The sequence below is a fragment of the Bacillus sp. JJ1773 genome, assembly GCF_036962035.1.
Taxonomy (GTDB): domain Bacteria; phylum Bacillota; class Bacilli; order Bacillales; family Cytobacillaceae; genus Cytobacillus.
Window position 1 is genome coordinate 70,864 of the sequence record NZ_JBALNX010000027.1, and the last position, 12,168, is coordinate 83,031.

Genomic DNA, 12,168 nt, shown 5'->3' on the forward strand with positions numbered 1-12,168 from the left:
CCCTTGCCCAATAGGACAAGCTCCCCAAATGAAAGTTCATGCGCAAACGCTACTAGAGAAGGCTCGCAAACAATAGCTGCCCTTAATTTAGTTAATTCACCTTCACTCATCAATGGATATTTTAGAAACAGAAATTGAGAGACAGTCAACTCAAGAACCGCATCACCTAAAAACTCAAGCCGCTCATTATCTTCATTTGGCTTTCTGCGGTGCTCATTTACATACGATGAATGTGTAAATGCCTGTTTTAATAGCTTTTCATTTTCAAAGTCAATACCGATTTTTTTCTGAAATTCTTTAAAACGTTTATCTATAGATCGGAATATCCTTTTATCTTTGTCTTTTCCAATATTATGCATAATTAATTGATTCACCTTTATAAGTAAAATAACGAAAATATTTAGTGAAACTTCATTTAGTGGCGGATTCCTACATCCCCCACTAAATGTTAGTTGCGGCCCACNNTTCTTAGTCTGTGTTCCTATATTCGGGCCTTTACGGGCAGTTGACCTCCCACTTAAACTTCTTTGATTCATCTAAAGTTTTGAGGTGGGAGTCTTACTGCCCGTTAATCTGCGATAAATTTAAACAATACTAATAACGAGTTTACTGAAAAACAATGAAATATGCAAAAAAGCATAAGAAAGCCCCGTTATTGAACGGAGCTTTAAAAGACAGACGTATTTTCTGTCCGCCATTACCTAATCTAATGTCAAGTAATAATGGACAAAAAATACGACAAAATGATATACAGTGAGGGTAGATACCCCCACTGAAAAAGTATTGCTTACTTGTAAACTGATGATTTATTGCTTTGCACTTATGTAACTTACAGCGTCACCGACTGTAGCAATTTTTTCAGCGTCATCATCAGAGATTTCCATATCGAACTCATCTTCTAATTCCATTACTAATTCAACTACATCAAGGGAATCAGCGCCAAGATCATCTTTGAATGAAGCTTCTAATTTTACTTCAGACTCTTCAACACCTAAACGGTCAACGATAATCTTTGTTACTCTTTCTAATACTTCTGCCATGCTTGTTCACCTCCCCTCAAGATATTATAGTGTATTTTAAGTAAATAATAAATGTACTTTATTATTATTTTAAATAGTTTACTTAAAAAAATGTATCCGTGTATGCGCGTTGCTACATAACCATGCCGCCATCAACATGAAGTGTCTGACCTGTCATGTATCGGCTATCTTCTGAAGCGAGGAAAACAACAACATTAGCAATATCTGAAGGCTCTCCAAACCGAGCTAACGGAATTTGCTTTAACATCGCTTCCTTTACTTCCTCTTGAAGCTTATCCGTCATGTCAGTTGTAATAAATCCAGGGGCAACAGCATTAACGGTTATACCACGAGAAGAGAGTTCCTTAGCGGATGTTTTTGTAAGTCCGATTACACCGGATTTAGCAGCAACATAGTTTGCTTGACCAGGATTGCCGCTGACTCCGACAATTGAGGAAATATTAATAATTCGCCCGCTTCTTTGCTTCATCATTTGTCTTGTTACAGCTTTTGTACATAGGAAGACACCTTTAAGATTAATATTAATTACATCATCCCACTCGTCTTCCTTCATTCTCATCAAAAGATTATCCTTTGTAATCCCAGCATTATTAACAAGAATATCAAGTTTTCCAAAAGCGTCAATTGTTTCCTTTACCATATTCGCAACCGACTCACTATTGGAAACATCACATTGAACCGCTATGGCACTTCTGCCCATTTCCTTAATTTCAGCAACTACCTGATTAGCTCTTTCTTCACTGCCTGAGTAATTAACCGCAATATCTGCACCTTGTCTAGCCAATTCCAAAGCTATTTCTCGGCCAATTCCTCGGGAAGCACCTGTTACTAGAGCTATTTTTCCTTCAAGCTTCATTGTATTTCCTCCTTTAAGGACTCTATAACTGCTGTACATGTCTCTTGATCGGAAACGGCAAAAATCCGAACACTTTTATCGATTTTCTTTACTAGACCAGATAAAACTTTGCCTGGGCCAATTTCAATGAAAGTATCTACACCTAATGAAATCATCTTTTGAACTGAATCCTCCCACAGAACAGGTGAATAAAGCTGAGCTATTAATTTTTCCTTAATTTCCTCTTCAGATGTTATTTCATCAGCTGTCACATTTGCTATTACTGAGATTTCTGCATTCTTTACTTCTATTTCATCTAGAATTTTTTTAAACTTTTCTGCAGCTGGCTTCATTAAATCCGAGTGGAATGGGCCACTTACTACTAGCGGCATCACACGTTTTGCACCGGCTTCCTTTGCCTTCACTGATGCGATTTCAACACCTTTTCTTGATCCGGAAATAACAATTTGTCCAGGACAGTTCAAATTTGCCAGCTGCACTGAATCACCTTCATCGGTAATCTTCTCTGTTACTGTGCGAAGAGTTTCTCGGTCTAAGCCTAAAACTGCAGCCATCGTGCCTTCACCATTAGGAACTGCCTCTTCCATATATTCCCCTCTTTTTCGAACTGCGTACACCCCGTCCTCAAAAGAAATCGCTCCCGCAGCAACAAGTGCTGTATACTCACCTAGACTGTGGCCAGCAACAAAATCCGGTTTGATCCCAGATTGTTTAAAATAATTCAGGACAGCTATACTTGTTGTAAGTAATGCAGGCTGCGCATTTGTTGTTAAAGTCAGCTCTTCCTGCGGCCCTTCAAAAATAAGCTTTGAGAGCGAAAAGTTTAACTTTTCATCTGCTTTATCGAAATATGATTTTACTGTTTGATCAGCATCCGCTAGAGTTTTTCCCATTCCTACAGTTTGGGATCCTTGGCCTGGAAAAAGAAATGCAATTTTCCCCATTGAGACACTCCTATTCTTTATTAAAATTATTTTGAGTTATGCTTTTCGACAACTTCCTTGATTGTTTCTGATACATGATGTGCAACCATTTCCCGCGTCTGTCTCACAGCATTGTATAGTGCATTTGCATCTGATGATCCATGTGCTTTAATGACTGGAGCCTTTAAACCAAATAGACCCGCACCGCCGTATTCAGAGTAGTCCATTTTAGATTTCAATTTGACTAAATCCGGCTTTAGAACGGCAGCAGCCAGCTTGCTTTTAAAACTGCTTGTCAATGCGGACTTCAACATTTTAAAAACGGAAAGGGCTGTTCCTTCAATAGTCTTCAGTACCATATTGCCAGTAAATCCATCTGTTACTACAACGTCTGCAGCACCTTCAAGTAAATCCCGCGACTCCACATTACCGATAAAATTCAAATTAGCATTCTGCAGCAATTCATATGTATCCTTTGTAAGCTCATTTCCCTTTTTTTCTTCTGTACCAATGTTAAGGAGGCCAACCCTTGGATTGGAAATCCCACGAACTTTTTCTGAATAGATAGATCCCATTATGGCATACTGCAAAAGATGTTCAGGCTTTGCATCCACATTAGCTCCTACATCAAGAAGTAAAAATCCCTCTCCGCCAATCGTTGGCAAGGTTGGGGATAATGCTGGTCTTTCTATCCCCTCTATTCGACCAACTACAAAAAGTCCTGCCGCCATTAAGGCACCAGTGTTTCCAGCTGAGATACAAGCATCAGCTTTACCATCAGAAACGAGCTGTGCTGCTAGAACCATCGAGGCATTCTTTTTTCTGCGTACGGCCCTAACAGGCTCATCTGTTGCTAAGATGACTTCATTTGTATGTAAAATTTCAATTCGATCCGGATTCGTTAAATATTCTTTAATTTTCGTTTCGTCCCCAACAAGGGTGATTTCAATATCCTTATATTCAGCAGCAGCTTTCATGGCTCCAAGCACGATTTCTTTAGGAGCATGATCGCCCCCCATTGCATCAATCGCTATTTTCATGCTGTTGTTCATCCTTTTTTGTTTTTTTGTGAGAACGATACATATCGAATTCCCCTTTAAAAACTAACTCATTATTCACATAGCTCGCAACTTCCACGATTGTCCTGCCATTTTCAGAATCGATGCTCACAACTTTGGCCTTTGCAATGACTCTTTCCTTAAGCTTCACGGAACGGGTAAATTGAATGTTTGCTTTAGCCGTTAATGCAAGCTCGTCATTTATCATTGCTACTGCCAATGAATTGGCCTGAGCAAATAAATGATGCCCGCGGGCAATTTTGTTCCGCCTAAAAACATGTTCTTCTTTAATATCTAAAATTGAAATAGCCGTTTTATCTAATTCAATATCAATAATTTCTCCAATAATTTCTTCAATGGGCAAGGATCGGACTTCATCATCAAACCTTTTTTCTGCTACATGCTTTATTCGTTCACGCAGCTCAGGAATGGATAATTCCAGCCTGTCCAGCCGGATTGTCTGAACACTGACAGAAAACTTTTCAGCAAGTTCTTCGTCAGTTATAAAAGGATTTTCCTTTATCGTTTCCGTTAATAAAGCCTGCCGCTCTTTTTTATTTCTTCGCATCTTTTACACTCCGTCCCAGATATTAAGACTAGGTACTAATAGTAGTATATAATCACGAATAGTATATTGCAAGCAGAAATAAGCTCTGTCACACCAGAGCTTATTGAAACCACTTTATTTCTTGAAGCAATTATTAATCAAGTTTTTCACCTTCTAAAACCCCTGATTCTCTTAAGTATGCTCTTAAATATTGAAACTCTGGCATTGTCCAGAATTCATTTGATTGAATTAATTGTGCCGTATCATCTCTAGCTGTCTCTAAAGCTCGGTAATCATGCACCATATCGGCAACCTTAAATTCAGGGAGTCCGCTTTGTTTTTTTCCAAAGAAATCACCAGGCCCTCTTAGTTCCAAGTCCTTTTCGCTTAGAAGAAAGCCGTCATTCGTTTCAGTCATTATTTTCATTCGTTCTTTCCCTGTTTCTGACTTCGGATCGGCCAGAAGAATACAAAAAGATTGATCGCTGCCACGCCCGACCCTTCCTCTTAACTGATGCAGCTGGGACAAACCAAATCGTTCCGCATCATAAATGACCATCATCGTTGCATTAGGGACATTCACGCCCACTTCAACTACCGTAGTCGAAACGAGGACTTGAACTTCATTATTGCTAAATTCCTTCATTACTGCTTCTTTTTCATCTGAGTGTAATCTGCCATGCATTAATCCAACTTGATAGCGCCCATTAAAAAAGTGTGTTAATTGCGCATGTACATCGATTGCATTCTGAACGTCCAGCTTATCAGATTCCTCGATTAGCGGACAAATTACATATGCCTGATGGCCAGCATGAAGCTCCTTTTCAACAAAGCCCAATACTCTCTCAAGCATAGAAGGCTTTGCCCAATACGTTTCTATCACTTTTCTCCCTGCCGGCATTTCATCAATAATGGATACATCCATTTCTCCAAAAACAGTAATGGCTAATGTTCGAGGAATAGGGGTCGCTGTCATAAATAAAACATCTGGGTTCTCCCCCTTCTCCCTCAATACTCTTCGCTGTTCAACACCAAATCGATGCTGTTCATCTGTTATAACAAGGCCTAGTTTTTGAAATTCAACCTCATCTTGTATTAAAGCATGCGTCCCTATCAGAACATCAATGGCCCCTTCCTTAAGAAGCTGCAGTATTTCACGGCGTCTCTTTCCCTTTACCGAGCTTGTCAGCAGCTCACACTTTATCTGAAAGGGATCAAGCATTTGTTTCAGTGATTCAGCATGCTGTTCCGCCAATATTTCTGTTGGGACCATTAACGCACCTTGAAAGCCTGCCGTTCTAGACGCATAAAGAGCAATCGCCGCAACCGCTGTCTTTCCAGACCCCACATCTCCCTGCAACAACCGGTTCATTCTAAATGACGACTTCATATCAGAAAGAATTTCATTGACAACTCTTTTTTGTGCATTTGTAATGGAAAATGGCAATGATTGAATAAATGACTTAAGATTTTCAAGTTGATAAAGTTGACTGATGCCATTTGACTTTTCTCTATCAATTTTTCTTAATGCCTGCATTTTTAATTGAAAATAAAAAAACTCTTCATAAACAAATCTTCTTCTTGCCTGCTTTAAATCATTTTGATCAGCAGGAAAATGCATCATGTTTAGCGCAGTTCTTCTATTCATTAGCTTGTATTTAACTAAATATATTTCAGGTAATGTTTCTTCGATATCTGTTCCAAATTGAGAAAAAGCAAGACTGATAAAGCGTCTTAACCCTTTAACCGTTACTTTCCCCTTTACAGCGTAAACAGGCTCAAAATCTTTACTTTTTATGACAGAACCAACATGCAATTCACTTGCTGTAATCGTTTGACGATGCTGGTCCCATTTTCCCGTAACCGTGACTGTATCATTAATGGAGATTTTGTTTTTCACATATGGCTGATTAAATAACACTGTCTGTATTAGATAGTTTCCTATTAATATTCTTAACGTTAATCTTGAACGCTTTCTTCCATAATAGACAAGAGAGGGCTCGCTATGTACCTTGCCGATCACAGTCACTCTATCTTCATGCTTAACCTCTGCCAAATCCTTCTGACGGTAATCTTCATAGCGGTATGGAAAGTACTCTAGTAAATCCTTTACGGTTTTTATATTCATTTCTCCTAATGCTGCTGCGGTTTCTTCTCCAATCCCTTTAACGGCCGTAACTGGAAGAGTCATATTTGGCTTCAATACTTTATGATGATTAGACAAAGATCTCACCTCCAGCTTCCGAATCTATTTCATCAATAAATGAGTCATTCCTAACTTTATTTAGCCAAAAAAGAAGGGGAGGCCCCTTCTTTTCTGTGTGTAAGATCAACAGATAACTCCTTCAATAACAAAGAAGGCGCTTTCGTTATCATTTCTCATTATTCAATTGCAAAAATAAATGCATATAGCGGCTGTTTTCCATCATGTATTTCAATTTCAACCTCTTCAAACTCTTCTTCTACAAAACTGACGATGGCTTCCACATCTTCATCAGAAGCATCCTCACCTTTAAGGATTGTTAAGATCTCCGAATCCTCATCAAGCATGCTAGTAAGTAGATCTTTTGCTGCCTGGACTTTATCTTTATTTTTGACTAGGATTTTCCCTTCGGCGATGCCCATGAAGTCATCCTTTTCAATTTCAAGACCTTCAATGCTTGTGTCTCTTACAGCAAATGTAATCTGTCCCGTTTTTACATGTTGAAGTGCTTCTGTCATTCCGTCCTTATTTCGGACTAAATCAGCGCTTAGATTGAAAGCAAGCAATGCTGACATCCCTTGTGGAACTGTCTTTGTCGGAATGACAATAACCTCTTGTTCTGCGACTTCCGCAGCCTGCTCAGCCGCCATAATAATATTTTTATTATTAGGAAGGATAATGACCTTTTTGGCATGGACCTCTTCAATCGCCTTCACAATGTCTTCTGTACTCGGGTTCATCGTCTGGCCGCCTTCTATAACTGCATGGGCGCCAATACTGCGGAATAGGTCAGCAATGCCCTGTCCCATTGAGACAGTAACAATTCCGTATTCCTTTAATTCTTTCGATACAGGTGCAGAGCTTGCTTGAGTTTGAGCCCCTTCAACTAAGTTGGTATGTTGCTGGCGCATATTTTCGATTTTCATATTGATAAGGCTTCCATAACGCTGCCCATAGGATAAACATTCCCCAGGCTGTTCTGAGTGAATATGAACCTTAACAAGCTCATCATCTGCTATAACTAATAAAGAATCTCCAAATTTACTTAAGTCCGTTCTAAACACTTCTTCCGAGAATGGACTTTTCGTAAGCTTCTCTGATTCAAATTTGACCATAAATTCGGTGCAATAACCAAATTCAATATCTTCTGTATTCATAAAGCTATGTATGTTTTTGTGATGCTCTGCGCTAACCAAATCTTCCATTTTTGGAAATGCTGACGGACTGTCAGGAAGTTCTTCACCCTTTAATTGAGCCAGGAATCCTTCATAAACAAAGACAAGCCCTTGACCTCCGCTATCAACTACCCCTACTTCTTTCAAGACGGGCAGCAAGTCTGGAGTGCGGCTGAGAGATGCCTTTGCCTCTTTGATGACTTCTTCCATTAAGGCAATAAGGTCATTTTCGTTTTTGGCTGCTTGCACTGCTTTTTTTGCTGAGTCTTTTGCTACTGTCAAAATGGTTCCTTCAACAGGCTTCATAACTGCTTTATATGCCGTTTCTACTCCACTTAGAAGTGCATCAGCAAATTCTTTGCTATTAATTTCAGCCTTATGCTCAATGGCTTTAGAAAATCCTCGGAAAAGCTGGGATAGAATAACCCCTGAGTTCCCGCGTGCACCCATAAGCAATCCTTTAGAAAGTGCTGAACCAACCTTACCAATATGGTCTTGAATATTATTCTTTACTTCTTTCGCTCCTGATGTTAAGGACAAATTCATATTTGTTCCAGTATCACCATCAGGAACTGGGAAAACGTTAAGTGAATCAACATATTGGGCATTTGCGGATAAGTGTTTGGCTCCCGTTATGACCATATCTGCGAAACGTTTTCCATCTAGTGCTTTAATTGACACAAGTCTTTCCTCCTCACTACGAGTTCGTCACGCGAACTCCTTGAACGTAAATATTAACCGAGTCCGTGCTAAGTCCAACTGTTTTATCTAGGATGTATTTAACCTTTGATTGCACGTTGTGAGCAATCTCGGAAATTTTCGTTCCATAACTAACTATAATATACATATCAATATGTACTTCGTCTTCATCCTGTCTAACAATAACTCCACGTGTAAAATTTTCTTTACGCAAAATATCAGTTAGTCCGTCCTTTAGCTGATTTTTGGAGGCCATTCCTACAATTCCATAACAATCAACTGCAGCCCCACCTGCAATTGTTGCAATTACTTCATTCGAAATATCAATTTGACCGAATTTCGTATTAAGTTCGATGGACATCTTACTTCCCCCTTTGGAAAATACTCCTTGGCTAAAATCATTTTACTATATACTTTGTCATTTTGAAAGCTAGACTCTAGCCTCCTTATTATAACTTACCGCTCTATAGTGTATGTCAAGGATTTTTTCTTGAAAGACACCTATTGCAATATAAAGGGTTGTATGATAAATTATTAAAGTATCTTTTAATGTCTACAAATTTATTAATTTCGAGACATTAAATCAAAATGGTCATCTAACATAGCAATGAAAGCATGAAAAATAGCTTCAGCTTATGTGTAAGGAGGGAAATAATATGCCACGTAAATGTGTAGTCACTGGTAGAAAAACAACAACAGGTAATGCACGTTCCCATGCAATGAACGCTAACAAGCGTACTTGGGGTGCAAACCTTCAAAAAGTACGTATCCTTGTAGACGGTAAACCAAAGCGTGTTTGGGTATCTACAAGAGCGCTTAAATCTGGTAAAGTAGAACGCGTATAATATGAAAAGACATCCATTTGGATGTCTTTTTTAAATGCAATAAATAAAGCACCCTTGACAGGTGCTTCGTTTTCTTGCTCGACTCGCTTCAATTTTTCTTAAAGGTTCCTAACATTGCGCGTACGATACCGCCTAAAAATCTAGGCAGTTTAATTGTATAAAATCTCATATCACGTGTCCCTCCTCACGATCTCACACATCCATCTTATCCTTCGCCATTATCATCTTATTCAAATAAATATGATAAGTACTAATAATTTGGGAACTTAATCTTTACTTCTTACAACCATTATTATGCCTTTTGAAAATAAAAAATTCCCAATATCGTTAATAAGTTCATTACTAATACATAGCGTGGACCCCATAGGAATATGCTGATCCTTTAATGGATACTTAAATCCTTTTAAGGTCAGACCGGTAATTTCCATAGTTAGAGGGATAAAAGAAACATATTTAAACTGAAGGTTTCTCCTGATTTCATGATTTCCCGGTCCTTTAATATAGATGATATTACTTTGGTCAATAATTTCGATTTGAGTATCTTCATCTTGAAGTAATGGTTTAACAAGAAGCTGTATATTAGCTAAAAAGTGGTCTAATCTTCCGCCCGTTGCCCCAAATATGCGAATTAATTCGGGCTTCTGTTTGATTGCCCAGTTTAATGCTAATTCCATATCCGTTTCATCTTTCTCAGGCAGGTAACGTTTCAAGTCTGCAATATGCTCCTCAATCATGGCCATTTCCTCATCTGAAACCGAATCAAAATCCCCAAAAGCGATCGATGGATGTATCTCGAATGAGAGAAGGGGTAAGACGCCTCTATCAACTCCTACCCAAATATCCCCTTCTTGCTTGTAAATACTCAAATTTGGCAGCAGGGTTACCGGACCACCCGCAAGTATATTAATAATCACTTTTACCATCTCCATTATAAAAAGCGCAAGCGCCTCGGTCACCCCCGACAAGCACANNCCTTTCAGGATTGGCTTGTGACCTTGAGGTCAACAAAAACGCGGCGTCCTCCCAAAAGCTCTACTTTTGGTCGTGCGATATATTGCTGTCGAAGACTTCCTTATCCTGTCGCATTGTCGACACTAGTACGTCCTGTACGTCGAGGGTAGGCGCTGGAGCTAGACTGTTCTCAAAGTCGTGTAAACTTACACTTTCTCGCTATTGGAAAAAAGGCTGACTCATATTATGGGGAAAACCCCATAATGGAGTTGTTCCCTCGAGTCAGCCTTGAAAATTTAGTGAATCATATTGCCTTTTATTGCTGCAATTGCTTTGGCTCGATCCTTTTGACTGTATACAGCGGAACCTGCAACTAAAACATTAGCACCTGCCTCAATACATAGCTTTGCCGTTTCTTCATTTACTCCGCCATCTACTTCAATTTCAATGTTTAATCCTTTTTCGTCTGCCATCCTTTTGACTTCTGTAATTTTTGGAAGAACAGATGAAATGAATTTTTGACCGCCAAAGCCAGGGTTAACTGTCATAAGCAAGACCATATCAACATCCTCGATGATGTGCTCAATCGTATTTACCGGTGTTGCTGGATTTAATACAACACCAGCCTTTACTCCCAAGGACTTAATAAAATGTATAGTCCGATGGAGATGTCGGCATGCTTCCACATGGACGGTAATATAATCCGCTCCCGCTTTCGCAAATGCCTCAATATATTGATCAGGATTTTCAATCATCAAATGGACGTCTAAAGGCAGCTTTGTAACCGGTCTTATCGCTTCAACGATAAGCGGACCAATCGTAATATTTGGAACAAAGTGTCCATCCATTACATCCACATGGATATAATCTGCTCCCCCTTTTTCTACATCTTTTATTTCTTCCCCAAGTTTGGCAAAATCAGCTGATAATATCGATGGTGCAACTTTCACCATAATTAGTACCTCGGCTTTCTCTCTTTAATTTCCTGTAAAAATGTTTTGTAGTGTTCATATCGATAAAGTGGAATTTCATGATTGTCTACCGCTATTTTCACCGCGCATTTTGGTTCTGCTAAGTGAAGACATCCTCTGAATTTACAATCCTCACTATACTGCTGAATTTCAGGAAAACAGAAGTTTACATCATCCAACTCAATATCGGTAAACTCCAAAGAACTAAATCCTGGAGTGTCGGCAACTAGCCCGTTACCCACCTTTATTAATTCAACATGTCTAGTAGTATGTTTCCCCCTGCCTAAATGGGTTGAAATATCATTTGTCTTTAATTCAAGATCTGGTCTTAAAACATTTAGCAAGGAGGATTTTCCAACCCCTGACTGCCCGGCAAAAACGGAGATTTCTCCATCCAAAAATGGAGATAATTCTTTAATCCCTTCCTCTGTTTCAGAGGAAGTTAATAAAACTTGATAGCCCGCTTTTCGATAATCATTGGCATAGGATTGGATTTCTTCGTATTGTTCATCATCTGTTAAATCCATTTTTGTAATACAAATAATCGGTTTAATATGATTAAACTCTACTAAAACAAGAAACCGGTCTAGCAGTGATGTACTAAAGCTTGGTTCAACTGCTGAAAAAACAAGAATTGCTTGATCTACATTAGCGATAGGTGGCCTGACAAGCTCATTTTTCCGCTCTTTTACTTCTAATATATAGCCTTCTTTATCATTTTCAGCTTGAAAAACGACCTCATCACCGACAAGAGGAGTCACCTTATTCTTCCGAAATACTCCCCGTCCGCGGCATTGGACAGTTTCATTATCACTTATTACATAATAAAAACCGCTTAATGCCTTAATAATTTTGCCCTCAGGCATAGCAACACTCCTTACTCTTAAGTTTATTTAACAT

14 protein-coding genes are annotated in these 12,168 nt (G+C 39.0%); 1 reads left to right on the top strand and 13 read right to left on the bottom strand.

Annotated elements, in window-relative coordinates:
* The 9 genes from V7127_RS06565 to V7127_RS06605 form a co-directional block, all read right to left on the bottom strand.
* The coding region (locus V7127_RS06565) for a ribonuclease III family protein (RefSeq protein WP_335484463.1) at positions 1-359 on the bottom strand (359 nt) is incomplete at its 3' end.
* Between the two features lie 447 nt (positions 360-806).
* Positions 807-1,040 (bottom strand): acyl carrier protein, encoded by a 234-nt coding sequence (locus V7127_RS06570; protein ID WP_335344376.1) that lies wholly within the window; start codon positions 1,038-1,040, stop codon positions 807-809.
* 112 nt (positions 1,041-1,152) lie between these two features.
* Positions 1,153-1,896: a 3-oxoacyl-[acyl-carrier-protein] reductase gene (fabG, locus tag V7127_RS06575; RefSeq protein WP_335484412.1), complete on the bottom strand. Its 744-nt coding sequence runs from the start codon at positions 1,894-1,896 to the stop codon at positions 1,153-1,155.
* Positions 1,893-2,840: an ACP S-malonyltransferase gene (gene fabD / locus V7127_RS06580; protein WP_335484414.1), complete on the bottom strand. Its 948-nt coding sequence runs from the start codon at positions 2,838-2,840 to the stop codon at positions 1,893-1,895. Before fabD ends, fabG begins: the two co-directional genes overlap by 4 nt.
* A gap of 26 nt (positions 2,841-2,866) precedes the next feature.
* The gene (gene plsX / locus V7127_RS06585) at positions 2,867-3,859 is read right to left on the bottom strand and encodes a phosphate acyltransferase PlsX (protein ID WP_335484416.1); all 993 of its coding nucleotides are present in this window, start codon (positions 3,857-3,859) and stop codon (positions 2,867-2,869) included.
* A complete protein-coding gene (gene fapR, locus V7127_RS06590) occupies positions 3,843-4,445 on the bottom strand; it encodes a transcription factor FapR (RefSeq protein WP_335344380.1) in 603 nt (200 codons plus the stop codon). The genes plsX and fapR overlap by 17 nt, the downstream gene beginning before the upstream one ends.
* A gap of 133 nt (positions 4,446-4,578) precedes the next feature.
* Positions 4,579-6,627: an ATP-dependent DNA helicase RecG gene (gene recG / locus V7127_RS06595; RefSeq protein ID WP_335484465.1), complete on the bottom strand. Its 2,049-nt coding sequence runs from the start codon at positions 6,625-6,627 to the stop codon at positions 4,579-4,581.
* A gap of 179 nt (positions 6,628-6,806) precedes the next feature.
* Positions 6,807-8,483, bottom strand: a complete 1,677-nt coding sequence (locus V7127_RS06600; protein ID WP_335484418.1) for a DAK2 domain-containing protein — start codon at positions 8,481-8,483, stop codon at positions 6,807-6,809.
* 16 nt (positions 8,484-8,499) lie between these two features.
* The gene (locus V7127_RS06605; protein WP_335353347.1) at positions 8,500-8,862 is read right to left on the bottom strand and encodes an Asp23/Gls24 family envelope stress response protein; all 363 of its coding nucleotides are present in this window, start codon (positions 8,860-8,862) and stop codon (positions 8,500-8,502) included.
* A gap of 295 nt (positions 8,863-9,157) precedes the next feature.
* On the opposite strand from V7127_RS06605, the gene rpmB reads away from it, so the two are divergent.
* Positions 9,158-9,346 carry a 50S ribosomal protein L28 gene (gene rpmB / locus V7127_RS06610; protein WP_335347910.1) on the top strand — a complete coding sequence of 63 codons (189 nt, stop codon included), beginning with the start codon at positions 9,158-9,160 and terminating at the stop codon, positions 9,344-9,346.
* An 88-nt stretch (positions 9,347-9,434) separates the two neighbouring features.
* On the opposite strand, the gene spoVM is transcribed toward rpmB, so the two are convergent.
* From spoVM to rsgA, 4 genes are all read right to left on the bottom strand, one after another.
* On the bottom strand, positions 9,435-9,515 hold the full coding sequence (gene spoVM / locus V7127_RS06615; RefSeq protein ID WP_066289202.1) for a stage V sporulation protein SpoVM: 81 nt from the start codon (positions 9,513-9,515) through the stop codon (positions 9,435-9,437).
* 97 nt (positions 9,516-9,612) lie between these two features.
* Entirely contained in the window at positions 9,613-10,260 is a 648-nt protein-coding gene (locus V7127_RS06620) for a thiamine diphosphokinase (protein WP_335484467.1), read from the bottom strand.
* 333 nt (positions 10,261-10,593) lie between these two features.
* Positions 10,594-11,250 carry a ribulose-phosphate 3-epimerase gene (rpe, locus tag V7127_RS06625; protein ID WP_335347908.1) on the bottom strand — a complete coding sequence of 219 codons (657 nt, stop codon included), beginning with the start codon at positions 11,248-11,250 and terminating at the stop codon, positions 10,594-10,596.
* Positions 11,251-11,252: 2 nt separating this feature from the next.
* Positions 11,253-12,134 (bottom strand): ribosome small subunit-dependent GTPase A, encoded by an 882-nt coding sequence (gene rsgA, locus V7127_RS06630; protein ID WP_335484420.1) that lies wholly within the window; start codon positions 12,132-12,134, stop codon positions 11,253-11,255.
* Between the last annotated feature and the right edge of the window lie 34 nt (positions 12,135-12,168).